We start from the raw sequence: 25,378 nt of genomic DNA, 5'->3' as shown, positions 1-25,378 counted from the left end.
GTGAATTGCCCTCCATCTGCAGTCCAGTACTGTCTGCAGTATCGCCCGCAAATATACGCACAGTTGCCCGCTCTGCGGGAGGTGGTTCTGTGAGGGTTCGGTCGGTGGCGCTGGCCGCGGTGCTTATCGCCGCAACGGCGACGGCTCCGGGGCTGGCCGCTGCGGAGCAGCAGGCCACGGTCTCAGAGGACAGTTTTCCACTGCACTCAGACGAACAGCAGGTGATCACCGGGGAGACCACGCTGGAATCCGGGACGGAGATGACGGTCAGAATCCAGTCAGCTGATGCGTCGAACCCATTCCTTCAGCAAAGACAGGTCAGCGTGCAGCCCAATGGGACGTTCGTCGCCCAGTTCGACATGTCCGCGGTGCCGGCGAACACGTCCTACGAACTATCCGCTCATGTCGACGGTGACACGCTGTTTGAACGTACTGGAACCGTCGCTGAGTGCGACAGCAACTGTACTGACCCAGTACCGGATATCCAGACTCCGACAGAGACTGACGAGGACGAAAACGTCGTCACGGTCTCTCAGGGAGAAACCGCTGAAATTCCGGTCTCGATGACTGATGGCGGGAACAAAACGCTCTCCGTCGGCAGCGAGGCAGTCAATTATCAGATCAACGCGACTGTCAGCGACGACGACGAGGACGGTGAGGTGCTGGTCCTCTTCGACACCGCGGCTGCCGGCACCGACGCGGAGACCCTCAGTGTCGCGGACGACGGCGACTCGCTCACCGTGACTGCGACAGAGCCGGAACTCCCGTCGACGCTTGCCCCCGCCGCGTACACCTACCGCGTGTTCGACGGCACGACCGACGATTCGCCGACTGTCGGGACGCTCGTTATCGAAGCAAACGAGACGGCAAACGAGGAGTTCGAGGTCGAGGAGACTGCCGAATTCGGCTTCGAGGAGTCGGTGACCCGGGCTCAACAGGGCGACACTGGCCGGATTCCAATCGTCCTCGCAACCGCTGATGCGGCCACTGTCTCTATCGGGAGCCCGGCCACCAACTACGAGATCAATGCGACCGTCCGCGACGGGAACGGCGATGATCGTGTCGTCCTCCTGTTCGACACCACGGCGGCCGGCCACGACGAACCCACCCTCGAAACCGCGGCGGACGCCGACGCCGTCGCAGTCGAGTCCGGTTCGGAGGTCGCCCTCGATTCGCAACTCGCCGCGGCGAGCTATGAATTGTCGCTGTTTCGCGGGACCGAGGCGGCCGACGAACCCGATGCGGTCGGCACGCTACTGATCACTGATGGCACCAACTCGTCTGCGGATGCGTCCTCCGACAGCGTCGATTCAGTTACCGGCGAAACGCCGGCCCCAGGGCAGTCACAGGACGGTGATTTCGGAATCGGTACCGGCGCTCTCGCCGTCGGTGGCATCCTCGCCATCGCTGGTGTGGGGATCTGCCTGCGGTCTCTTATGAACTGACGCTTCGCCTGACGTCCGCAGGCCGCTTTTCGAAGCAGTATCGGGGCACAGCAAGTCGGCTTTTCTATCAGGGTGATCGTCCCTATTGACCAAACTATACCGTTATCGTTGGGGCTAGATCAGTGAGCGATGCTTTCCTGCCCGCAGATCGCCGCAGCGGAAGTGTCGGCTCGGCTACGGAACTCGCTCAGGCTTGCCCGTCAACCAGTAGGGCGGCTATACCAAGCACCGTGAGACAGAGGCAGAAAAACAGCAGGCCCGGTTCGATGACCTCGAAAACGAATCTAGCGACAGCGTTCGTCCCACTGACCGGCCCTGCGTTCGGACTCGCCGGAGCCAAAACCCCGTCGCCTGCGGTCGCGGTCGCCAGTTTCTCCGCGCCCCATTGGACGAAGAGGCTCGCGAAGCCGATGAGTCCCAGCCCAGTGACGACATCAGCCATCGACTGCTGGAGACGCGGCTCCAGGTCGCGATCGCCGACGAGCACAATCGGATCGCTTGCGGGACCGTACACGGTCATCTCGTTACCCTTCGAGGAGTAGACCGTCTCGACCGGTTCGATGAGCTCTGCGTCTTCGAGATTCGAGACGTGGTAGTGGACGTTCTGGACCGACGTGTCACACCGGTCCGCTATCTCGGACGGCGTTCCAGGCTCGTCGTACAGCGTGCGGAACAGCGACCGGCTGGTGTCCGATGCGAGCGCGTCGAGAACGTCGTCGGTTTCGTTCTCCGCAACACCGAGTACCCGCGGTGATTCGTCTGCTGTCCCGGTCCGCTCCTGTAACGTTTCGATAGGGCTCGACATGGCGTCACTGTCGGATATATGATACGGGACTCATCAAAGGTCTGTGGCTGGCTTAAAACGAGTTTTAACCATCAGTACGGTTCTGTGCAGCCCGGACCGCGCGGACTGGCTCGACCGCCCCGTGGCCGGTTCCGTTGTCGAGTCCCGGTCGTCCCACGTCTCTCGTGGTCCGTTCCAGCAGGTGTTCGGTTTCGCGGGGGGACAGCGACTCGTTTGCATCCAGCAGCAAGGCTGCGGTGCCACCGACGTAGGGGACTGCGGCCGAAGAGCCGACGAAGCCGTCAGGTGCTGCGGCGGCGAACTGTCTGTCCGGGGCCACGACGTCGACGCCGACCCGGTTATCGACTGTCGGGCCTCGTGAACTGAACGGTTCGAGCTGGTCGATACGGCTGTTGTACGCCCCGACAGTGATGGCTTTCCGGGCCGTGCCCGGAGCCACAATGCTGTTCCGAGTCGTCGTGTGCTGGAGGTCGTGCGTCGGTGACACGAGCCGGAGCCGCGCGCCAGTCGGCGATGCTGGCCCTCGAACGACGAGATAGTAGTCGCCGGGTCTGACGTCGGCAACGATCCGCTCGTTTGGTACATCGTCACCGCGGTAGGGCTGTGAGCGGGCGACGAGACGGGAGTCGGTTCCGTTCGTCCGGTACAGTTCGACTGTGTACTCCTCGTCTGCATGGCCCCGGTCCCACGAGAGCCAGACCGTGATTTCGGTCCCGCCTCGAACGTAATTCTCCCGACTCCCGTTGGTAAACGTGACCGTCCGATTCTTTACGTCCTCGGACGTGTACTGCCCCGACCAGTGGGATTGCGCGAGATTACCGGCTGGGGCGATGAACACTGACCCACTCTCCGTCGCTCGCGTCGCACTCCGGGCGACCGGTCCGGTTCCATCGCCTGGCTGCCCGTAGAACGAAACGGGTGCGACAATCACGTCGACATCCGCTTGAACGAGCCAGTTGACTGCCTGTCGGTAACTGTCGACGCTATCGACCCGGGCGAGATAGAGGTCGGCGTCCGGTGCGGTCCGCGACACGACGGCGGCCGTCGCGGTTCCGTGTGCCTCCCGTGTGTCGTCTACGGACCCACCGCCGAAGCTCCGTGTTTCGGTGACCTGTCCGGCAATCGTTTCTGACTCCGTATCGAATCCGGTCGGATCGACGATGCCGACCGAGACGTTCGAACCTGTGACCCCGGCCGTGTGGAGACGTGCGAACCGGCCGGCTGCTCCGTCCGACACCGATACTGATGCGGCATCGGCCCTATCCGGACGGGGGTCTGTTGGCCCTGCCACTGCGAGCATTGCGATGCTACCAGTGAGTGATACGATTGCGACGACGGCCAGTAGCAGAACAGTCCGATCACGCACTGCTGACCACCTGCCGCGATACGCCCGTCGGAATGTGGGGCGCCGGCCTCTCAGCGAACACTGCCCGGGAATCGAGTGCCGTACCGAGATGTCCGGCCACTCGGTGATACATATCGTAGAACACGTCGCCTGTGAAAACCGACGCACGTACATTCACATAGCAACAGTATAACCGGCATACACGTCGTTTCATGGTTACTTTCGGTCTGTGGTGTGGGTCTCAACTGTAGTACCAACGCACTGTTAATTGAGCAGTCGACAACGGGGAGGGCGGGGTGTGCCCGTTGCCGTGTGGACACCCGGACTGGGATGGATTCCGATTCGTGGAAACCGGCGGCATACGGGGAGGGCGCTGGCAGCCGGGAACCGTCTCAGGCGGTCGCCGGCGTTTGCCCCGTCGGTCGGGAGCATACTAAAGCTACCAGAGACTAAAAACTGGTTTTAAACGTCGAGAGCTGTGGGTTGTGGCCGATTCACACACCTTGGTACTCGTCGTCGACGGATTTGCACCGGACTGCGAGATGGAAGATAATTTTGGGTCGGCCATCGGATTCCGACTGGATATTGTGCCCTGATATTGGCCTGCCGAGATTCAGCAGCGGGCCGTTGGTTCCCGTTGTAGCGTACCTCCTGGTAATTGTCGTCCTCTCCGGACTGGTGATCATCTCCCCCGGCGCATCGCCGCCGCCCGTCTTGGGAATGCTCTGGGGTGTCTTCCTCGTCGCACTCACCGTTGGTGCGCTCAGAATTGAGACCGTCTCACCGCGCTCTCTGCTCCCGCCTGTTCGCACACTGATACCCGTGATCGGGGTGGTCATCGCGTTCTGGGGACTGTACAACCTTGTTGCGGTCGCCCTCGCGGTGGGTGGGATCTCCGGGTTCGACGCCTCGCTGTCGAGAACCGCTGCCCACCCGCTGCTGTATCTCGCGGCGCTTTTCAGTTCGCTTCTGTTCACTGCGATCCCGGAAGAACTCCTCTTTCGCACGTACCTGCAGGAGAAATTCACGAGGCTGGCCGGCGGGACGACTCGGCGTGCGGTGCTGGCTGGTATCGGCCTCGTCGCAGTCCTATTTGCCCTGTTTCATCTCCCGCGGTGGTTTCTCGCATCGGGGCACGGCGTCGGTTCCATGCTGGCAGCCAGACTCCTCGGACTGACGCTCATGGGACTCGCTTACGGGAGCGTATACGCACTGACGGGCAACCTCTGGCTCGTCGCCCTGTTCCATGCATCGATGAATCAGCCGCCGGTAATCGTATCGGTGCATATCCCGACCGAGCTACATCTGGTAGCGAGTGTGATCGAGTATGCCGCCATCGTCTCGCTTGTCTATCTGACTGTTCGGGTGGTCGAATCCGGCGGGACACCGCTGATCTGGTCACGGCGGAACAACCCTGCCTCGACCGGGGACTGATACTGCCGGCTGTACGTCTGTGAAGAATCTCGCCACTTCGGGGTGGCGAATCTCTTGAAATAGTTACAGCCGGCAGTATGAGCAGTCGCTCCGCAGTTGAGGTGTGGTCCGGGCCGTACGTGTTCCACTTTGTGTAGATGGCAACCAACCGTAACAGGCGGAGAGAGACTGGGCTTTATTTCCGCTTCGTACAGAGACGTGACCATGGATCTACAGACGGAAACCTGGACAGATATGGCGGCTGTCGAGACGAGCCTGGCGCTGCTTCCCGTCGGGAGCACGGAGCAACACGGACCACACGCGCCGCTCGGGACGGACACGCTCAACGCCGAGGCAGTTGCTGAACACGGTGCCGAGCAGTACGACGACCACGTCGTTGTCGCACCGGCAGTCCCCGTCGGCGTCGCCGAGGAGCACCGGGCGTTCACCGGCACGCTGTGGACCTCCGAATCGACGTTTCGGTCCTACGTCCGTGACATCGTCCGGAGCCTCGCCAGCCACGGCTGGGACCATGTGGTGCTGGTCAACGGCCACGGCGGCAACATCGACGCCTTGCGGGAAGTGTCCGGCAAGATAACCCGCCACGACGAGGCCTTCGCCGTTCCGTTCACATGGTTCAACGCGGTCGGCGACCACAGCACCGATATGGGCCACGGTGGGCCGCTGGAAACCTCGCTCCTCCAGCACACGAATACCGAAACAGTCCACGAAGACCGACTGGACGAGGCGGCGGCCGGTGGCAGCGACGGCTGGGGGGAGTGGCAAAGCGGCGTCAACCTCGCGTTCGATTCAGACGAGTTCACCGAAAACGGTGTCGTCGGTGACCCGCGCGAGGGGAGCGCCGAACGCGGGGAGACGCTGCTGGAGCTGGCGACCGAGTCTCTCGTCGACCTCCTCGATGAGATCGCGGACCGACCGGCCGGACCGCGCGAGTGAGAGCTGAGCCAAGAGCAGACAGCTTATATTAAAATCACACTATTTGGTCAGTCTTCAACAGAGTTCACACACGTTTCCCAGTCAAAAGTCTATGATGTCGTTAGTATGGCTAAATATATGTTCAAATCTAGTATTTATAGTTAGATCATAATCAGATATGGTTGTATATGCAAAATATGTTGGTGTATCTTGTGGGACAGCTCATGATTCCACGTATTGGCTGGAAGCGGACGCCCCGGTTCAGTCGTCGCCCGCCCCTCGCTTCCGGATCTGTTTCCCACCGGCGTCTGGCGTCCGGAGCACCGCTTCGTCCGTTTCCGGTCCCAGGACTTCCACGCGGACGCTCGACACTTTGTACTCGGGGATGCCGGCGGTCGGGTCGAACGTCTCGCCGGTAAGCTTGTTGACCGCGCCAGCTGCGAAGTGCATCGGGATGAACAGCGTCCCCGGGCCGACGCGGTCGGTGACCTGTGCCTTGACGACGATATCGCCCCGCCGGGACTCGACGCGGACGTACTCGCCGTCGGCGATGCCGAGCTTCTCGGCCGTCTCGGGATGTACTTCGACGAAGCTCTCGCCGACGTGGCTCATCAGCCCCTCGACGCGGCGGGTGATCTGGCCCGTGTGCCAGTGATACAGCACCCGACCCGAAGTGAGCGTCAGCGGGTACTCCTCGTCGGGAATTTCGCCGGGGTGCCCGCCGTCGGCCGGAACGAAGCGGGCTTTGCCGTCCTCGAAATTGAAATTGCCGTCCTCGTAATCATAGAGATACGGCGTGCCCTCGTGGCCCTCGTCCCAGCAGGGCCACTGCAGGCCGTGTTCCTCGCCGGATTCGAGCCGGTCGTAGGTGACACCGCCGTAGATTGGCGCGAGCGAGTTGATCTCGTCCATGACCTCCCGCGGGTGGTCGTAGTCCCAGTCGTAGCCCAGCCGTCGAGCCAGCGCCTGCGTGATTTCCCAGTCCTGGCGGGCCTCGCCCGGCGGCTCAGACGTGGGCCGGACCCGCTGGATGCGTCGCTCAGTGTTGGTGAACGTGCCGTGTTTCTCCGGCGACGTGGCCGCAGGGAGCACCACGTCGGCGTACTCCGCCGTTTCGGTCATGAAGATGTCCTGGACGACGAGGAACTCCATGTCTTCCAGGGCCTCGGCGGCGTGCTGGATGTCTGGCTCCGAGAGCGCCGGGTTCTCGCCGACCACGTACATACCGCGGAGGTTCCCCGCGTGGGCCTCGGCGAGCATCTCCGGCACTTTGAGCCCGGGTTCCTCGGGCGGTCGCTCGCCCCACGCGTCGGCGAACTTCTCGCCGACCTCGTCGTCCGCCGGGTTCTGATAGCCCGGCAGACTCCCCGGCAGGGTTCCCATGTCGCCGCCCCCGCCCTGGACGTTGTTCTGGCCGCGGAACGGCGAGAGGCCGGCGCCCGGCTTGCCGACCTGCCCCAGCACGAGCGCGAGGTCGGCCATCGCGATGAGGTTCTCCGTGCCGTGGCTCTGCTGGGTCATCCCCATCGCCCAGCCGAAGACGACGCTGTCGGCCTCGGCGAGTGTCTCGGCCGCCGAGGCGAGTTCTTCCGGCGACACGCCCGCCAGGTCTTCGACTTTCTCGGGCGTGAACGCCTGGACTTTCTCCCTGACTTCCTCGAAGTTCCTCGTGTTGCGTTCGATGAAGTCCGCGTCGTGGAGGTCGTGTTCGATGATGTACCGAATCAGGCCGTTGAGCCAGGCCACGTCGTAGCCGGGGTTGGTCCGGGTGTACTGGTCGGCGTGTTCGGCGATGCCGATTTTCCGCGGGTCGAACACGACGAGGTCGGCCCCCTCCCGGACGTTCTGCTTGATGCGCGTGGCGAGCACCGGATGGGATTCCGTGGTGTTGGAGCCGCTGATGAGGTAGGCGTCGGCCTCGCCGATATCCTCGTTGATGCGGTTGGTCATCGCGCCGTAGCCGAGCGTCTGCTGGAGCGCGGCGACTGTCGAGGAGTGACACAGCCGGGCGCAGTTGTCGATGTTCTTCGTGCCAAGGACCTGCCGGGCGAACTTCTGGACGAGGTACGCCTCCTCGTTGCTGCCCTTCGAGGAGGCCAGACAGCCCAGCGAGTCGATGCCGTGCTGGTCCTGAATCTCGGTGAAGCGCTCGGCCACATAATCGAGCGCCTCCTCCCAGGTCGTCGGTTCGAGTTCGCCGTCGTCGTTGCGGAGCAGCGGCTCGGTGACCCGCTGTTTGCTGTTGGCGAACTCGTGGCCGAACTTCCCTTTCACGCAGGTCGAGAAGTTGTTCGCGGGCGCGTTGTCAGGGTCATCTACCGGGACGACGCCGAGCGAGTCGCCGTCCTTGCCCCACATCTCGAACCGGCAGCCGACGGCGCAGAACCCGCAGGTCGTTTCCTGCTTGTCGATTTTCGAGAGGCGGTAGTCGCTGACCGCGCTGGCGATGTCGAACAGTCGGCCCTCGGGCATCGTGTTCGCCGCGATGCTCTCGGCGGTGTGTTCGCCGGCGAGGAACGCCTTCTTCCCGTAGTCCTTGGCGATGTCGCCGGCCCGCCGTTTCGCCGCAGACGCGAATCTGGCGAGGCCTTGCTTCCCCTTCGCCGCTCTCGGGTCGTCGGGTTCGAATCCGCGATTCGGTGCTGTGGTGTCGTCGATTGTCTCGACGTCCTCGTGCTCGATGACTTTCCCGATGGAGTTTCGTTGGGTAAAGCCGGGCAACGGGAGCGTCGCCGCGCCGTCGATGCCCTTCTCTGTCAGCGATCCAGTGGGGCAGACGGTGGCGCAGTGGCCACATGAGACACATTCGGAGTCGTGCATGGTTTCGGCGTCGGACTGGAAGCCGATACGGGTGTCCTCGCCGTGGCCCTCGATACGGAGGACGCCCTCGACCTGCACGTCGTTGCAGGCGTCGACACAGCGGTTACAGAGGATGCACTTGTTACGGTCGATCTGGATGAACGAGGAGGTGTCGTCGATGGGTTCGTACTGGTCGCGCTCGTCGAAGACGCCGTAGCGGGGGTGATCGACGCTCTCGCTGATGGCGGCGTCCTGCAGTTCACAGCGGCCGTTGCCGTTGCAGGTGGTACACCGGAGGTTGTGGTTCGACAGCACGAGGTCGAGATTGACGCTACGGGCCTCCTCGGCGTCAGGGGTGTCTGTCGAGACGGTGAGGCCGTCCTCGGCGGGGAACGAACACGACGGGACGAGGCCGTGTTCGTCGGTCTCGACCATGCAGGTGCGACACTCGCTGCGCGGGCCGATCTCGTCGCTGCAGTCCCCATCGCGGTCGTAGTAACACAGCGCTGGCACGTCGGCGTCGTCTTCGACGCCCTCCGCGCCGGGGTCGACGCTGACGATATCGTCGTCGAGGTCCTGTAGCGCGTCGATGATAGTCGAACCCGGGGCGACGGTCACCGGCTCGCCGTCGACAGTGAGCGTCGTCGGGTCGTCCGTATCGGTACCCACGTCGGGGTCGTTTGCGGTTCCGGTCTCGAACTCGCGAGTGACTGGCGTCTCAGGCTGTGGGTCGTGCAGGTCGGGAACTCGTGGAATCGATTTATCTGTGCTCATAGTTTCTCCGTACAGGTGCCGCTGGGACAGTGGCCGTCGGTGTGAGCGCGGAACTCGGGTTCGAACTCGTCGATGGCTGTGGTCACTGGCCGCGGCGCGTGCGCGCCGGTCTGGCAGTTACTCGACTGACGCATCACGCGACCGAGTTCACGTATCTTGTCGTTCTCGAACGAGCCGTCGTATATGTCGCGCAGCAGTTCAGCGAGCTGCTTCGTTCCCTCACGGCCGGGCACACACCGGCCGCTGTTCTCCATCGATGCGAACCGCGCCCGCTTCCCAACCGTTTCAACGGTACATCGACCGGTGTCGAACAGTTCGACGACGCCATTGGTTCCGAGCCCGGCAGCCCGGAGCGACTGTGCGGTCGGTGCCATATCAAGACTGCGCGTGACACCGCCGAGGACGCCGCCAACACAGGCCATTTTGAACGACCCGTCCATCTCGACCGCCTCGCGAACCGCTGCGAGGCTTGCGCTCGACCTGAGTTCGACTGTCGCCGAGTCCGCAACGTCGCCGGCGACCGCTACGATTCGCGTCCCGGGGTCCGCCGCGTCAGCGTCGACGCTACCGGGCTCGGCGACGGCCTGCTGGACTTGCGCAAACGTCCGCGGCGTGTGGACGACTGTTGGGCGGCCGTACAGGCCTCGTTTGGCCGGTGATGGCGGCTGGAGCCGCGGTTCGATGCGGTCGGCCCCTTCCAGTGCTTCGAGCGCCGCCGTGGGCTCGCCGGCGCGGAACTCGTCCGGGCCGGCTACCAACTGTGGAACGACAGGGAGGGTGTCGGCGGCTGCGTCGATTGCCTCGCGGAGGTCTGCTTGCACGTCCGTCTGCGACTCGTTTACATAGACGACAGCGTCACCAGCGTCCACGTACTCGGCGACCGCCGCAATCCCGTCGAGGACTGCCATCGGTGCGCCGGACAGGAGCGTGTCGTCGCCCGTCGGGAGGTCGCTGGCGTCGTTGGCGTTACAGACGACCACTGGGTCACCGTCGGTTTCGCTGGCTGTTTCCCACGTATCGGCGACCGGTTCGTCAGCGGCGGCGTCCCCGCGACCGCGGCCCAGCAGCCCGGCTCCCGCTGCAACGTCGGCGGTCCGTTGGGTCGAGACGAACGACCAGTCGGCCGGCGAAAGCGGGGCGACCCAGCCACAGGGGCCCAGTACGTTGCGGCGGCCGACTGAGAGCGGGCCACGCTCCGGGGCGGGGAGCGACGCCGTTTCGGGGTCGTGCTCGACGACAGCGTCCGCATCGGCTGTCGGTACTGTCCCCGCTTCCAGTTCGTCGATGAGGTCACGGACGGTCGCCGGTGACGGGTCGCTGTAGAAGGCTGTCCGTTCGCTACGTGTAACCATCACTAGCGGTGTGGCTGCTGTGATGCCCGTCGGTCCCGTCCTGACGACCGGTGTCGAGTCCGCCGTCGTCCGCGCCGCGGCGAGGACCCGGTCCCCGTTCTGTGACCGGCCGTCCGTCGACACCCGGACGGCGGTCGAATGAGCGAGGGCCGTGGTTTCCCGTGTCATACTCTGTGCCTCGTGTTGAACGATTAAAAACCCCAGCCGAGCGGTCCCGGGACCACTGGTTGCAGTGGCGTCATCGACCCACACAACATATCACTTGCTTACACACTGATGGGACAGCGCTGGCCGAGTCGTTCCGCTGAAACAATGAGGCAGCGGGACGTTACCCCCGATTGAAATCATGAACCCACGGTTCGAGGAAGTCAAGACGGAGGCGTCAGCCGCGATAACCGAGGCCGACCTGCGCTCGGTGTACACCGGCATTATCCACGAGGACGGCCGCCACGAGTACTATTTCGGTAACGACACCGAGGAGGCGGCCGAACTCCGCGAGGCAGCGGCCATACAGCTCGGAATGTTACTTCGCGTCCTCGCGGACCGCTCGGACAGTAGCGTCGACGAACTGACGACGCTCGCCGCAGAGCGAGCAGAACAGATGGAGTTGCGATAAGATACGGAACGGCCGCGCTCGCTACTCGGTGGTCGCGATAGCTTCGATTTCGACCGCTGCACCTTTCGGGACCGCACCAACGCCGACGGCGCTCCGCGCCGGTGGCTCCGATTCGAAAAACTCGCTGTAGGCCTCGTTGAACGAGTCGAAGTCGTCGATGTCGTCGAGATAGACGGTTGTCTTGAGTACGTCGTCCAGCGAGAGGTCTTCTGACTCCAGAATCGCCGCGACATTGTGAAGACACTGCCGCGTCTGGTCGGCGACTGGCTCGTCGTCGAGGAGTTCGCCGTCTGTCGTTAGCGGGAGCTGTCCGGCGGTGATGAGGAGGTCGCCGTTCGACGTTGCCTGACTGTACGCGCCGACCGCGGCCGGTGCTTCGTCGGTACTGACTACGCGCTTCATATCCGGCCGTACCTGCCCCCATCTCATAAACCCCTGCTGTGACGGGGGACACTCACACAACGTTCTCGAAAGCCAACCAGTTGTGTCCAGTCACTGATTGATGACGACAATCGCTATCAGCGCCAGACCGATGCCGGCGGCTTTCGTCAACGTCATGGACTCCCCGAACGCGATAACGCCGATGACTGCGGCAGTGATGAAGTACATCCCGCCGATGGTGGACACGATCGACGTGGGCCCCACAGTCACGCCGACGAACGTCGAGACCACGCCGACGGCCGCCGCGACGCCCGCCGCGCCGGCAAACATCATCCCCCGGTTCGTGACGACGAACGATGCGTCTGAGACAACGACGTATATCCCGGTGACGACCGTTGCAGCGGCGTAGGACACGAACGCCGCGGTCTCCGGGTCCATTGTACTTGACGCGACGTTGCCAAACGCTATCCAGAACCCCCAGGCTATCATCGTTCCCAGTCCGAACAGGACGGCGGCGTTCATCTGTCCGCCCTCCAGATGAGTCGGCTCCAACTCTCTCTAAGCGTCCTTGGCGAACGGCGACACCCATGCTCGTGCAATCGACGCATTGATTCGGTCGTATGTGGCCCGCTGACTTGAGTTCGGTGCCCGCTCGCCGCGTGTTTTTTATATTGACTCCGACAAAAGTATGCTAATGGCTAACGTCCCAGAAGACTCGTCGGACCGGACGCTGGAGGACGTGTTCTATCCGGCTGACAGAGTCCCGTTCGTCGAGTGGGACGAGCTATCCGGCGCAAAACCGACGGTCGTCCTGACCGGGACGGTCGCGCTGCTGGCGTTCGTGACCGGCCTTTCGAATCTGAGTCAGGCGTCGCTTGCACTTAATGGCCCGCTGACCGCCGTCGTCGACCTTCCGCTACCGTTCGTCAGGTTCGGTGGGGTGTTGTTCGCGTTCGTCCTCGGCATCGTGACGGTCGGGCTCCAGCGGCGCAAACAACTCGCGTGGCGCGTGGCGGCCGTCGTGCTTCTCGGTTTGGTAGTACTGCCGCTTACCACGTTTCAGCCAACTGATATCCCGTTGTTGTTGCTGACGCTGGTCACGTACCCGCTGCTGGTCCGCAACCGTCACCGGTTCGACCAGTCTCTTGACCTCTCGCCGATTCAGATCGCATCGCTGTCGGCGATTTTTGGCGTCGTTCTCTACGGGACCGTGGGTGCCTACGGGCTGCGAGGCCAGTTCCTCGAACTCGACAGTTGGGGCGACGCCGTGTACTACGTCGTCGTCACAATCGCGACGGTTGGTTACGGCGATATCACACCTGTGACAGCGGAAGCACGGTGGTTCTCGCTCTCTATCATCCTGTTCGGAACCGGCGCGTTCACCGTCGCCGTAGGCGCGCTCATTGGCCCCGCTATCGAATCCAGAATGGCGACAGCGTTCGGAGTCATGACAGCATCAGAACTCACACTCCTCGAGGACCACGTCGTGGTTCTTGGGTACGGAGACGTTACGGCATCGCTGCTTGAGGAACTGGGCGACGAGACGGAGGTTGTGGTTGTTACCCCCGATGAGGAGACGGTCGCGTCGCTGCAGGGCGAGGGCGTGAATCTGCTCACCGGTGATCCCACCGATGAGGATGTCCTCAGGGACGCACGCGTCGGGACCGCAAGCGGTGTTGTGGTGGGGAGTAACGACGATGCCCGCGACGTGCTTGCGGTCATCGCGACGAAGAACGTCAATCTTGACATCCGCACAGTCGCAGCGGCGACTGCCGAGAAACACGTCGAGAAGTTCCGCGCGGTCGGGGCGGACGAAGTTATCAACCCCCGTTCTATCGGCGGACGGCTTCTGGGAAAGTCGGTGCTGGGCCGTGAGTCGAGCGAACCACTACTGGACGGAATCGTTGCCGATGACGGGGAGAGCGGAGACACCACAGAGTAACGGTCCCGACGCTCGCCAGCGACGGTGTCGACCGGCTTGCATCGCGCTGTGGGATAGTAATATATGTATTCGATACTGAATATCAACGTATGGCCACCTCGGACGCCAGTGGCATTTCGGAGATTGTCGGCCGGCTACTCGTGCCACTGTGTGCCGCGTCCGGGGCGCTCGTGCTCGCGGGGTTCTTCTTTCCGACGCTCGTCGGCGAAGCCGTGACCGGCCCGGCGTGGCTGACTATCGCTCTCGTGTTTTTCAGCTCGGGACTCTGTTACATAGCGCTCCTTCCCTACTCCGAAGACGCCACTGCGCCGGCCGCGGCCGATGTCCTGCTCCGTGTCCGCCGGACCAGTATCAGGCGGGCCGTCCGCGAGTTCCTCACACAGCACGAGCCAGCCATCCTCGCGTTCCCGGTGCTCGTGTTCGCCGCGTTCTTCGGGCTCCAGATCGCATTCCCTGCCCGGACGACGGGTGCCGTCGACGCCGCTGCTGCCACAGTCCTTCGCGGCGGCGGCCCGCTGTTTCTCGCCGCGGTCTTCCTCTCGGTCTGTTACTGTCTGTTTCTGTTGCTTGGGCCCTGGGGCGAAATCAAACTCGGCGGTCCGGACACGGAGCCAAGCTACACGTATCCGACATACTTTACGCTCGTTTTCACCGCCGGCATCGCGGCCGGACTGGTGTTCTGGGGCCCCACTGAGGCCCTGTTTCACTACGACCAGCCACCGCCGTACATCGGGGCAGCAGCCGGGTCGCCGGGCGCCGTCAACGGCGCGCTTGTGTACACCCTCTTTCACTGGGGCGTCTCGGCCTGGAGCGCCTACGCTGTCATCGGCGTCCCGATAGCGTACTTCGCGTTCACGCGGGGCGCTCCGCTCCGGGTCTCGACAGTGCTGGCCCCCTTGCTCGGTGTCGATGAGCTCGATTCGGCCTGGGCCACACTGGTCGATACGCTGGCCGTTTTTGCCACTATCGGGGGCATCGCCACCTCGGTCGCACTCGTGAGCGAGCAGTTCCTCGCCGGGATCAATTACCAGTGGGACGTGGCAGCCGGTGAGGTCGGGCCGGTCCTGTTCGTCGGCGGCTTGACCCTGATATTTGTTGTCTCCAGCGCGACTGGGATCCACCGTGGCATCCGTCGCATCGCCGGCCTCAATATCGTCCTGTTCGGACTGTTCGCGCTCCTCATCGTTGCCGTCGGTCCGCGGTCGTTCATCCTCCAGCGCGGGACGCAGGCACTCGGGACCTACGTGGTGGCGTTCGTGCCGTTGAGTCTCCACACGGGCGGGCAGTGGGTCGCGGCGTGGACCGTCTGGAACTGGTCGTGGTGGTTTTCGTGGGCACCCTTCGCAGGGCTGTTCATCGCCGCACTCTCCCGCGGTCGCCGGGTCAGAACCGTCGTGTTCACGAGCGTCGTCGCGACCTCGACAGCGACGATGGTCTGGTTCCTGCTGCTCGGTGGCACGTCGCTGTTCATCCAGCAGACGGGTCGGGCCGATATCCTCGCCGCTATCGCACAACGCGGTGGTTCGGAAGCCATTGCCGGGTTCCCGCTGTTCGCGTCGTTGCCGCTTGGACAGCTCCTGATGTTCCTGTTTCTCGCACTCATCATCGTGTTCATGGCCACATCGGCGGACACCTCGACGCTCGTCGTTTCAGTGCTGGCGACGCGACGGGGGATGGCACCGTCGGCGACGCATATCGTCTTCTGGGGCGTTTTTCAGGGTGCGGTCGCCGTCTCGGTGTTGCTTCTCGGGGGCGCTGAGACGCTACAGGCGCTGGCCGTTCTGACCGGCGGCCCGTTCGCCGTGATATCGCTCGTGGCGGTCGGTGGGCTGACCGTGACATGGTATCGGGACGAACAGGACCACACATCCCTCGTCAGACGTGCGGTCAGGAAACTGCCGGACATTCAGACGCATCACGATGTGGACCCACCAGAAAAGAAATAAACCGCGGGCGCTGCGGTTTCAGGCCTCGGCGATTCCGGTACAGAAGTTCTCGACGATCTGTTTCCCGGCGTCAGTGAGGATGCTCTCCGGATGGAACTGGACGCCGATGTGTGGTTTCTCGGCGTGCTGGACGCCCATCACGACGCCCTGCTCGTCGTTGGTGTAGGCCGTCTCCTCCAGCTCGTCCGGGAGCGCTGCCGCCTCAACGGCCAGCGAGTGATACCGCCCGACCTCGAACGGGTCGTTGATCCCGTCGTATAGCCTCGTTCCATCGTGGCGGACCTCCGAGGGCTTCCCGTGGACCACGCTCGGCGCGTGGCCGACAGGAGTCCCGTGGGCCGCACAGAGCGCCTGGTGGCCCAGACAGACGCCAAGCGCCGGGTACTCTGTCTCGGCGAACACGTCGATGGACACGCCGGCCTCTGCGGGCGTCCCGGGCCCCGGCGAGACGACGATGCCGTCCGGGTCGAGTTCGTGGATGCCCTCAACATCGATAGCGTCGTTCCGGCGGACCGTGACATCGTCGAACTCGCCGACGTACTGGACCAGATTGTAGGCGAAGGAATCGTAGTTGTCGATAATGAGTATCATCGCATCCCCTCCATCGGTTCGGTCTCGGATTCGACGGCGAACGACCCCTGTTCGCCGAGCGCCTCGTCGACGGCAGTAACGAGCGCCCGGGCCTTGTCCAGTGTCTCCCTGTACTCCGCCTCTGGAACGGAGTCGTGTACGATGCCGCTCCCGACGCGGAGGCGGTACTCGCTGTCGTAGTGAACCAGCGTCCTGATCGTGATGTTCAGCGTCGCACGGTCGTCGAAACCGAACATCCCGATACTGCCGGTGTAGGGCCCCCGTCGGGTCCGCTCCACCTCGTCGATAATCTCCATCGTCCGCGGCTTCGGCGCGCCGGTGATGGTCCCACCGGGGAACACGGCTGCGACCGCGTCGGCGATGCTCACTGCGTCGCGCAACTCCCCTTCGATGAGGGAAACGAGGTGCATCACCTCGGAATACCGGTCGACGCGGCGGTACTCGGCGACGTCGACGGACCCATACTCGCTGACCTTGCCGAGGTCGTTGCGTTCGAGGTCGACCAGCATGGCGTGTTCAGCCCGCTCCTTCTCGTCGCTACAGAGGTCTGCCTCAAGGTCCTCGTCTTCGGACGGCGTCGCGCCTCGCGGGCGCGTCCCGGCAATCGGCTCCGTGAGCAACTGGTCGCCATCGACGTCCAGCAACAGTTCCGGGCTGGCGCTGACGAGGTCGACGCCGGGGAACTCGAGCAGGGCCGAATACGGGGCCGGGTTCACCCGGCGGACGGCGTCGAAGGTGTCGACTGGGTGGACGGCCGCCGGGGCGGTCAGCCGGTGTGAGACGTTTGTCTGGAACGTGTCGCCGTCCCTGACGTACTGTTTTATTTGCCGGACGCGGTCGGCGAACGCTGCTTCGCCGCACTCGCTCTCGAACGTGGCCTGACTCGCAGCGGTTGGCTGGGACTGGACGTGTTTCTCGCCGTGGATGGCGTCCTGTGCTAGCTCTCGGGCCATCGTCCGGCCACGCTCGAATGCCGATTCAGGCGACCCGTTGACGGTGGGACAGGCCGTTACATGTATCTCGACGTCGCCGTCGTGTGGCTCCTCCCACGCGGCGATGCAGTCGAACACGCCAAACTGAAGCCGTGGGAGGCCGTCCGAAACGGTAGTCTCTGGGATATCTTCCAGTTCCCGTGCCACGTCGTAGGAAAGCCAGCCGAACGCGCCACACGGGTACGGAACCGTACAGTCGCCGCGCTCTAGGTGTTCGCGGTCGAGTAGCTCGTCGATGGTCTCGATACTCGGACTCCCGCCGTCCTGTGCGGGCGTCGCGCTCGCAGAGACTTCGATTTGCTCGACCGGATCGACGCCGAAGTACCCCCAGCCGGATTGCCCGCCGGTCGTCTCGAGGTAGAAGCCGTCTGTGTTCCCGTCCCGGGCGCGGCGATACGCCTCGAACGGGTCAGGGACTGTGACGCGCGCTTCGACCGGCACGCGAGCGCCGTCCGCTGCGGTCCTCGCGGTTTCGATGAACGATTCTCTGTCGGTGCTGAACCGAATCTCACTCATAGTGCAGTTGCTCCCGGATGAGAGGGCGATGCCTCCCGGTATGGTTGTGTAGACCAACCACGGGTTCGGACAAAAACCTTCGGTACCTCGCCCCTTTACCCGAACGCTCTTCCGTAGGAGATTGTTGATACAGTTATCCCGAAGNNATCGCAAGACACCTCTACATCAACAATGTGCTACGCATGAGCGTTACCCGAAATACTGTCGAATTGTCGACCGCTTGTGGTTGCACGCTGGACGAATAGCCGATGTCACTTCAAAGGCTGGATTATTCCCCATCGCCGACTATTCCGGCGGGGGTTGAGACGAGTATCGAACGCTTGCCCAGCCCCGACAGCCGACCGTCCAGCAGCGGTTCCCACTCCGGACGCCTGACCGGGGACTCCCGGGCCGATAGCGAACACAGCAATAATGACTACAATAATCGACGGCAACGAAATCGGCGACCAGATCACAGCGGGCGTCGCGGCGTGCACGGACACACTCGTCAGCGAGGGTGTCACACCAGGGCTGGCGACGGTGTTGATGAGCGACGACGGCGCGAGTGAAACGTACGTCTCGATGAAACAACAGGCCTGTGAGGAGATCGGCATCGAGGGGTTCCATTACGAAATTAGCGCGGACGAACCGGCTGAGACGCTGTTTTCGACCATCGACGAGCTGAACGCGGACCCGGCCGTCCACGGAATTCTCGTCCAGATGCCGGTCCCCGACCACGTTCCCAAGCGCGACGTCTTGGAGCGGATCGATCCAATGAAAGACGTCGACGGGTTCCATCCCGAAAACGTCGGCCGGCTCGTCGCCGGCAATGCTCGATACAAGCCCTGTACGCCCCACGGAATACAGAAGATACTGGCCGAAACTGGTGTGGAGACGGAGGGGAAAGACGCCGTTGTCGTCGGTCGCTCGGACATCGTCGGCAAGCCGATGGCGAACCTGCTCATTCAGTACGGCCCGGGCGGAAACGCGACGACAACTGTGTGTCACTCCCGAACTGACGACCTGGCCGAAAAGACTCGCAACGCCGACATCGTGATCGCCGCCGCCGGGGTTCCGGAAATGATAGACGGATCGATGCTCTCGGCGGGTACGACAGTTATTGATGTGGGCATCAACCGGGTTGATGCTGACACGGAGAAGGGGTACGAACTCGTCGGGGACGTGGACTTCGAGAGCGCCAAAGCGAAGGCAGACGCCATCACGCCGGTCCCGGGCGGCGTCGGCCCGCTCACCATCGCGATGCTGATGTACAACACCGTGAAAGCCGCCAGCCTGCAGTCCGGCGTCGATATTTCACTCCCGTAGGATGGGCGCGCTGGCAGTCCGCCGGGCTACCTGCGTGGATTGCTACACGGTTTCGACTTCGCCACATTCCGGGCACGTAATCAGGAGTTCACCGGCCGGATTCTGTCCCTCTTCGATGACGTTGTGGCCGCTAGCACACTGTTCGTGCATATACACCTCGTGGCTGTCGTGCTCACGCAGCCAGATGTGGCCCTCCTCCGGTGGGGAGACGATGCCGTGACAGAAGTAGCACTCGCCGTTCATACAGACTCGATGACAAGCCAGTATCAAATAGCTACCTCTCAGTGTGGGATGCTGCTCGTTTTCAATTCTACAGCGTCAGCGAGAACACAACATATAGCGGAAAAGACAACTATTGTTTCAAAACTAAGATGGTTCAGCCCAACCATCCGATATGGACTACTGTTACACGGGCGACACACACGAGAAACTCTTCGCGGCGTACCGGGCCGATGAAGAGCCGTTCCCGACCCAGACGCAGATGGAGTTCCCGCGGCGGGAACACCGACGGCCGGAAGTCGACATCCTCAAGCGACTGTTCTTCCCGACCTGCTGGAACGCCGCTGAACTGGTCCGGGACGAACTCGCCGTGCTGGACCGTCTCGACACCCTTGGTGGCCTCTTCTTTGCCGGTATCAGACCGTACGCCGGATCTGACCCCGCCGAGACAGTCGACGCCGTCATCGATCAGCTCCCAGCGGTTCGCGCGCGACTCAAAAAAGACGTCGAGGCCGCGTTCAAAGGCGATCCGGCGGCGAAGACGTACATGGAGATAATCCGGTCCTATCCGGGCTTCATGGCGATACTCGTACAGCGGGTCGCACACACACTCTACGAGGCCGGGGCCTCCGAGTACGCTCGCGAACTCACCGAATACGCCAAGACTGAGACCGGTATCGACATCCACCCCGGCGCTGAAATCGGCGACTACTTCTTCATCGACCATGGAACCGGTGTCGTCATCGGTGAAACCACGACCGTCGGCGAGTGGGTACGCCTCTATCAGGACGTAACGCTCGGCGCGCTCCACTTCGAGGCCGACGAGAGCGACGAACACAGACTGAAAAAGGGGTACAAACGACACCCCGACATCGGCGACCACGTCGTCATCGGCGCGGGCACGAAAGTTCTGGGCGCTATCACCGTCGGCGACCACGTCAGCATCGGGGCGAACTCCTGGGTCACCGACGACGTTCCGGACGAGACGAAAGTGTACGTCACTGACCACCCGACACAGGAACGGAAACGAACCAAATAACACTGCGATGGTACCGCACGGTTTCTGAAACCGCAAAACTACACTACTCGTCGGACAAACGGGCCTGACTGGTGTCACCGGCCCGGAAATCGCTCACACTGCTGTTGTCAGTTCAGCCGCCAGAAGTATTTCGGCTCTTATAGGTTAAGATAACAACTGTACCAGCATTAGTTTCTGTTTCAATCTCTACCGCCGTGGTCCTCTAGTCGTCACCGGGAACGAACTCGGCGACGCCGCTCAGATTTCGTGACCAGACGCCCTCATTTAGGTCGAGTCCGTCGTTCCACTTCCCGACGACGGTCGAAACCGCGAGGTCGCCGGTGACGTTGTTCATCGTTGCAATCCGCCCGAGGATCGGGTCGACGCCAGCGACGAACCCGACGACCTCCAGCGGGAGGCCGACCTGTGTGAGAATCACGGTGAGCATGACGATGCCCGCTCCCGGAACGCCGGCGGTTCCGATGCTGATGAGGACGGCCACTATCAAGACGAAGACCTGTTCAGTGAGCACCAGTGGCTGTCCGACGACGTTCGCGGCGAACATCACGGTGACTGCCTGCCGGATGGCGGCCCCGTCCATGTTCGCCGTCGCACCGACTGGGAGGGTGAACGAATACACCCGCTCGGCGATCTGCAGGTCTTCGTCCGCATTGCGCATCGTGACAGGGAGCGTTCCGCTCGAGGACCGAGTCGCGAACGCGGTCACCATCGCGTCTTTCGCCCCGCTGAGGAACGCAATCGGCGACACGTCGGCAACCACGCCCATCAAGAGAACGAGATAGGTGAAGCCGATGTGAATGACGATTGCGATAGTGACTGCCAACACGAGTTCGCCCAGTGAGGAGAACAGGCCGATCCCTTCAGTGCCGATTCCGGACGCCATCAGCGCGAACACGCCGAGCACACCGAATTCGAGGACTCCCCGAACGATGACAAACATCGCTTCAGCACCAACCTCAAACGCTTCGAACACCGAATCGACGCTATCCGCGAGCGCGTCTTGCTGGGAGCGGACGTACGTCAGCGCGATTCCGAATACGATGACGAAGAAAACCGTCGCCAGCAGATTCCCCTCCGCGAGCGCCGCGACCGGATTGTTCGGCACGATTCCGAGAACGACATCCAGCAACGACGGCGGTGCTTTCGATTGCGCTTCACCGCCGCCGAATTCGAGGCCACGGCCCGGCTGAAGCACGTTCGCAACCGCAAGGCCAATGATGCCTGCGAGGGTCGTCGTCAGGGCGTAGAGCCCGACTGTCGCACCGCCGATCCTCCCAAGCTTCGCGGGGGAGAGCTGTCGAATCCCGGTCAGCAGTGTGAAGACGATGATCGGGATGACCAGCATATTGAGCAGCCGAAGGAAGAGGTCGCCCACTGGTCTGACCACGGCCATCTGCTCCCCGAACGCGATACCGGCACCTGCACCCAGTATGAAGGCGACGAAGATACGCCAGATGAGTGGGATAGATCGATACCGGCTCCATAGCGTGTGAATGGGTTGTAGCATAGTATACAGCAACGGGTAGTCTTATAAAAACCCGTCAGCCCCGCCAGTATGTGCACGCGGCTATGATGCGGGCTTCGCTTACAAGATCCCGTTTGCAGACGGATTTGTCGGTACATAACAAGTCCTGTCGCCGATCCACTGAAAAGATAACAAAATAGCGGCTGTAGTCCGCTTGTTTTCAGAAACCCGAGGCCGCTGTCACTCCTGCCTGACGGTCATTATTGCCGTTTCCAGCTTCGCTGTTTATTTTCTCGAACCCATCAGGGTGGCCCACTCAGTGACTGCCTTCGGACTCCGTTCAAGCAGTGACGGCCTGCGACCCCTGACTCCATTCAGTCCGCCGGGGGGCTGGTTTTCGGTTCGACGACCCGACGCAGTTCCGCTCGCAACGTCGCCCACTTCGCTGCGATGAATCCCATGAGGATGCACGCGAACCCACCAACGGTCGCGAGTGTGACCTGCTGGTCAAGCACGAGCCAGCCGGCGAGCGCGGCGAACAGCGGAATCACGTACTCGATGAAGCTCATCTCGATAGGACCCAGCTGGTCAAGTAGCCGGAAGTACAGCAGGAAACCGCCGATACCGGCGACGACGGCCAAATACAGTAGCGCCGCAAACGCGGACAGCGTCCACGATGCGTCTGCAAACGACTGTCCGGGGAGCGCGAGCACGGTGACATGGAGGACAACGGCCCCGATAGCCATCAACCACGCCTGTGTGGCCAGAAACGACATCGACGGACTGGTGTCGTGCGTGACGACGGCCGGGATAGCAAACGCCAGCGCCGACGCGAACACGAGCGCGATCCCGATAGTGCTGCTGAGGAGATTCGCCGGGTCGGGGTCAGCGATGACGATGACGCCGACGAACCCGAGTACTACGCCGACACCGGTATTCGCGGTGAACGTGTCATCGCTGGACGCGAGCTTCGTCAGCGCGGGCGTCACGACGGGGACGAGACCGAGCAGGACGGCGGCGACAGCCCCGGTGACGTACTGCTGCCCGGTGAACAAGAATACGTGGTGGACTCCGATCATAAGCGCACCGCCGACGACGACGTACACGTAGTCATCGCGCGTTTGCGGTCGTTCTAGCGACCCTGTAACGGCTAACGCGGCGAACAGGAGGACGGAGGCGATGTCGAAGCGGGCGGCGGCGAACGGTACCGGCGGCAGGTCGGCGAGGCCGACGTCTGTCGCCATGAAGGCAGTACCCCAGATTGCAGCCAGGAGGAGAAAGCAACCGGTCGTTCGATAGCGACTCATTCAGTTGTCGGTCACCTCCCGACGGTAAAAGGGCCGTCGAAGCCCGTTGCAAATTGCTAGATGTTGCCACTGCGCCAGCGAACACTTGACGCAGAGCTGACGGCTACATCGGATCTGATGGGTAATACCGGCCGGAGTCAGTACGTTACTTCGACAGTGGGCCAACTCTCACACCGAACGCTACGTCTCTTTGAGGACGGGTGTCTGGATATACTCTCTACTATCTGAACGAGGAAAAGATGGTTTTGAAAGCATATATTGTAAAGACACTGGGACAATATACTCACTTGGAAATATACACCCTCATTTGGAGATTACGAGGCTAAATTCTCGGGATGAGGTTTTGAACCTCTCGTATGTCCGCACTCTCTACGATTGTATCCGCTTCGTCGATTGCTGTCTCGGGAATGCGTTCGTCCGGGTCGAACAACACCGCGGTATCTGCCTCGACGAACGCCTCCGTATCAGTGTGTGAATCGCCGATATAGGTGATTGACGAAGGGTTCTGCTTGATTCGGATCTCTCTCAGTAGTTCTCCTTTCTGGTCGGGCCCGACACCGACATCGATACCCGAAATCCGGCCATCTTCGAACCGAAGCCAGTTTCCGCGAACGAACGCTGGCTCGTACTGCTCGAACTGCGTCGCGAGGTTTGCAACGCCGGCACTGAGAATGCCGAATCGGATATCCGTATGCTGGAGGTGCTCGAGGAGGTCGACGGCACCCGCTTTCGGCTTGACGGCCCGGGTCGCACGGGTGATATCTGCTCTGGTGATATCGTTCGCACGCCACACGTCGACCGCGCCTCGACACCACTCCGCGAACGTAATCTGACCGGCCTCGAACCGCTCCATCAGTGTATCGGCCGCGGGTGTCGTTCCGTAGAGTGTGTGCAACAGCTCGAACCCACCCCGCTGTCGAGTGAGTGTCCCATCGAGGTCGAACACTACTAGATGCGACATACTACCGTTCCGCGATAACTTCTATCTCGACGTCGATGTCCACTGGTAGTTTAACTACCTCCACAGCGCTGCGAGCGGGATAGGGGGGTGACATGAGCTCACCGTACACTTCGTTCACCTCGTCGTAGTACCGCATATCCTTCACGAAAACCGTCGCTTTCACCACATCGTCGAGTGAAGCGTCACCGGCATCCAGAACAGCAGCTACGTTCCGGAGTGTGCGCCGAGTCTGTTCGGCGGGCGTGCCCTGGATTACCTCGCCGGTATCCGGGTCGACCGGTCCCTGACCGGAAACGTAAATGCGGTCACCGCTAGCGATTCCTTGCGAGTACGGGCCGATACTATCGGGGGCGTCGTCAGTTGTTAGTTCTTCCATGGGTCGTGAGTCAATTGGTTGTCGGCTGGTCGTCTGCGTCGTAGACTTCGTTGATGAACGATGTCGGCAGGCTCGTCGTCAATCCGCCGTCGAGCACCAGATTCTCACCGGTAACGAAACTCGACAGGTCGGAGGCAAGGAACAGGGTCGTATCTGCGACTTCCCGCGGTGTGCCGAACCGACCGAGTGGGTACTGGTCGAGCCAGCGCTCCCGTGCGCTCGTCTCACCGGTCCGTTCCTCCGTGTTTTCCATCTCTGCCCGCCTGTTCGCTGTTTCGATGGTCGCCGCCGAAATAACGTTCGAGCGGATTCCGTGCTGACCGTAGTGGGCGGCAATGTTCCGGGAGAGGGCCAGCAGTCCACTTTTCGCCTCGGAGTAGCCGGAGAGCCCGATACCGAACAGGCCGTTGACTGAGCCCATATGGATTATCGACCCACCGCCAGCGGCGACCATCGCTGGCAGTACCTCTTTGCTCAGGAGGAACTGGCTTTTCAGGTTCAGGTCGAGCATCGACTCGAAGGTGTCCTCGTCACACCGGTGCAACAGATTGGCGGACTCGTCTGCGCCGCCAGCGTTGTTCACGAGCACCCGAACGTCCCCGAACTCCTCGATGGTCGTGTCGACGAGGTCCTGTACCGCCGCCCGGTCTGTGACGTCACATTCGACCGGAACAACGCGGCCATCGTGTGTGTCGGTCAACTCCGTCGCAACCGCTTCGACGTCCTCGTAAGTGCGCGAGCAGACGACGACGTCGCCACCCGCTTCGGCGAACCGGGCCGCGATCTCGCGCCCGATACCTCGCGACGCTCCAGTCACAATGGCTGGCCGGTCCGCTAATGATAACTCTACCAT

At 62.3% G+C, this 25,378-nt stretch carries 22 protein-coding genes; 8 read left to right on the top strand and 14 right to left on the bottom strand.

The genetic code is table 11. The annotated features are described in order from the left end of the window. Positions 1-89: 89 nt before the first annotated feature. Positions 90-1,445 carry a BGTF surface domain-containing protein gene (locus AV929_RS18890; RefSeq protein WP_225308140.1) on the top strand — a complete coding sequence of 452 codons (1,356 nt, stop codon included), beginning with the start codon at positions 90-92 and terminating at the stop codon, positions 1,443-1,445. Between the two features lie 187 nt (positions 1,446-1,632). Here AV929_RS18890 and AV929_RS18885 read toward each other — a convergent pair whose 3' ends face one another. Together AV929_RS18885 and AV929_RS18880 are read right to left on the bottom strand one after the other, a co-directional pair. Then, complete coding sequence (locus AV929_RS18885) at positions 1,633-2,250, bottom strand: helix-turn-helix domain-containing protein (RefSeq protein WP_014031224.1); 618 nt, start codon at positions 2,248-2,250, stop codon at positions 1,633-1,635. Between the two features lie 64 nt (positions 2,251-2,314). Continuing rightward, positions 2,315-3,616, bottom strand: coding sequence for a S8 family serine peptidase (locus AV929_RS18880; RefSeq protein ID WP_064289001.1), 1,302 nt, complete (start codon positions 3,614-3,616; stop codon positions 2,315-2,317). 561 nt (positions 3,617-4,177) lie between these two features. Between AV929_RS18880 and AV929_RS18875 the strand changes: the two genes are divergently transcribed. Continuing rightward, positions 4,178-5,029: a type II CAAX prenyl endopeptidase Rce1 family protein gene (locus AV929_RS18875; RefSeq protein ID WP_064289119.1), complete on the top strand. Its 852-nt coding sequence runs from the start codon at positions 4,178-4,180 to the stop codon at positions 5,027-5,029. 204 nt (positions 5,030-5,233) lie between these two features. Next, the gene (locus tag AV929_RS18870) at positions 5,234-5,965 is read left to right on the top strand and encodes a creatininase family protein (RefSeq protein WP_064289000.1); all 732 of its coding nucleotides are present in this window, start codon (positions 5,234-5,236) and stop codon (positions 5,963-5,965) included. Between the two features lie 240 nt (positions 5,966-6,205). Here the strand turns inward: AV929_RS18870 and fdhF are convergent, their stop codons facing one another. Together fdhF and AV929_RS18860 are read right to left on the bottom strand one after the other, a co-directional pair. Further along, on the bottom strand, positions 6,206-9,517 hold the full coding sequence (gene fdhF, locus AV929_RS18865) for a formate dehydrogenase subunit alpha (protein WP_064288999.1): 3,312 nt from the start codon (positions 9,515-9,517) through the stop codon (positions 6,206-6,208). After that, complete coding sequence (locus AV929_RS18860) at positions 9,514-11,037, bottom strand: NADH-ubiquinone oxidoreductase-F iron-sulfur binding region domain-containing protein (RefSeq protein WP_064288998.1); 1,524 nt, start codon at positions 11,035-11,037, stop codon at positions 9,514-9,516. Before AV929_RS18860 ends, fdhF begins: the two co-directional genes overlap by 4 nt. Before the next feature lie 178 nt (positions 11,038-11,215). Here AV929_RS18860 and AV929_RS18855 point away from each other — a divergent pair, with 178 nt between their 5' ends. Further along, positions 11,216-11,485, top strand: a complete 270-nt coding sequence (locus AV929_RS18855; RefSeq protein ID WP_011222717.1) for a hypothetical protein — start codon at positions 11,216-11,218, stop codon at positions 11,483-11,485. A 21-nt stretch (positions 11,486-11,506) separates the two neighbouring features. On the opposite strand, the gene AV929_RS18850 is transcribed toward AV929_RS18855, so the two are convergent. Then, a complete protein-coding gene (locus AV929_RS18850) occupies positions 11,507-11,887 on the bottom strand; it encodes a Rid family detoxifying hydrolase (protein WP_007190568.1) in 381 nt (126 codons plus the stop codon). A 90-nt stretch (positions 11,888-11,977) separates the two neighbouring features. Next, positions 11,978-12,388: an EamA family transporter gene (locus AV929_RS18845; RefSeq protein ID WP_004966000.1), complete on the bottom strand. Its 411-nt coding sequence runs from the start codon at positions 12,386-12,388 to the stop codon at positions 11,978-11,980. Positions 12,389-12,560: 172 nt separating this feature from the next. Between AV929_RS18845 and AV929_RS18840 the strand changes: the two genes are divergently transcribed. Further along, positions 12,561-13,808, top strand: a complete 1,248-nt coding sequence (locus AV929_RS18840) for an NAD-binding protein (protein ID WP_064288997.1) — start codon at positions 12,561-12,563, stop codon at positions 13,806-13,808. A gap of 89 nt (positions 13,809-13,897) precedes the next feature. Continuing rightward, positions 13,898-15,754: a BCCT family transporter gene (locus tag AV929_RS18835; protein ID WP_064288996.1), complete on the top strand. Its 1,857-nt coding sequence runs from the start codon at positions 13,898-13,900 to the stop codon at positions 15,752-15,754. A gap of 18 nt (positions 15,755-15,772) precedes the next feature. Here the strand turns inward: AV929_RS18835 and AV929_RS18830 are convergent, their stop codons facing one another. Continuing rightward, positions 15,773-16,345 carry an aminodeoxychorismate/anthranilate synthase component II gene (locus tag AV929_RS18830; protein ID WP_014031214.1) on the bottom strand — a complete coding sequence of 191 codons (573 nt, stop codon included), beginning with the start codon at positions 16,343-16,345 and terminating at the stop codon, positions 15,773-15,775. Then, positions 16,342-17,853 carry an anthranilate synthase component I family protein gene (locus AV929_RS18825; protein ID WP_050038469.1) on the bottom strand — a complete coding sequence of 504 codons (1,512 nt, stop codon included), beginning with the start codon at positions 17,851-17,853 and terminating at the stop codon, positions 16,342-16,344. Before AV929_RS18825 ends, AV929_RS18830 begins: the two co-directional genes overlap by 4 nt. 411 nt (positions 17,854-18,264) lie before the next feature. Here AV929_RS18825 and AV929_RS18820 point away from each other — a divergent pair, with 411 nt between their 5' ends. After that, positions 18,265-19,158: a bifunctional methylenetetrahydrofolate dehydrogenase/methenyltetrahydrofolate cyclohydrolase gene (locus AV929_RS18820; protein ID WP_064288995.1), complete on the top strand. Its 894-nt coding sequence runs from the start codon at positions 18,265-18,267 to the stop codon at positions 19,156-19,158. A 42-nt stretch (positions 19,159-19,200) separates the two neighbouring features. On the opposite strand, the gene AV929_RS18815 is transcribed toward AV929_RS18820, so the two are convergent. Beyond that, complete coding sequence (locus AV929_RS18815) at positions 19,201-19,401, bottom strand: hypothetical protein (RefSeq protein WP_050006944.1); 201 nt, start codon at positions 19,399-19,401, stop codon at positions 19,201-19,203. A gap of 151 nt (positions 19,402-19,552) precedes the next feature. Here AV929_RS18815 and epsC point away from each other — a divergent pair, with 151 nt between their 5' ends. After that, the gene (gene epsC, locus AV929_RS18810) at positions 19,553-20,416 is read left to right on the top strand and encodes a serine O-acetyltransferase EpsC (RefSeq protein WP_064288994.1); all 864 of its coding nucleotides are present in this window, start codon (positions 19,553-19,555) and stop codon (positions 20,414-20,416) included. Between the two features lie 202 nt (positions 20,417-20,618). On the opposite strand, the gene AV929_RS18805 is transcribed toward epsC, so the two are convergent. The 5 genes from AV929_RS18805 to AV929_RS18785 form a co-directional block, all read right to left on the bottom strand. Next, positions 20,619-21,923: a dicarboxylate/amino acid:cation symporter gene (locus tag AV929_RS18805; protein ID WP_014031210.1), complete on the bottom strand. Its 1,305-nt coding sequence runs from the start codon at positions 21,921-21,923 to the stop codon at positions 20,619-20,621. A 332-nt stretch (positions 21,924-22,255) separates the two neighbouring features. Next, a complete protein-coding gene (locus AV929_RS18800) occupies positions 22,256-23,188 on the bottom strand; it encodes a DMT family transporter (protein WP_014031209.1) in 933 nt (310 codons plus the stop codon). Positions 23,189-23,510: 322 nt separating this feature from the next. Continuing rightward, a complete protein-coding gene (locus AV929_RS18795; protein ID WP_064288993.1) occupies positions 23,511-24,149 on the bottom strand; it encodes an HAD family phosphatase in 639 nt (212 codons plus the stop codon). 1 nt (position 24,150) lies between these two features. Beyond that, positions 24,151-24,525, bottom strand: a complete 375-nt coding sequence (locus AV929_RS18790; protein ID WP_014031207.1) for a Rid family detoxifying hydrolase — start codon at positions 24,523-24,525, stop codon at positions 24,151-24,153. 10 nt (positions 24,526-24,535) lie between these two features. Further along, positions 24,536-25,378: an SDR family NAD(P)-dependent oxidoreductase gene (locus tag AV929_RS18785; protein WP_050038446.1), complete on the bottom strand. Its 843-nt coding sequence runs from the start codon at positions 25,376-25,378 to the stop codon at positions 24,536-24,538.

This window comes from Haloarcula sp. K1 (assembly GCF_001647155.1).
In the GTDB taxonomy this organism is placed as follows: domain Archaea; phylum Halobacteriota; class Halobacteria; order Halobacteriales; family Haloarculaceae; genus Haloarcula; species Haloarcula hispanica.
Note: the sequence above shows the minus strand (reverse complement) of the source record. Positions and strands in the feature narration are given on the sequence as shown.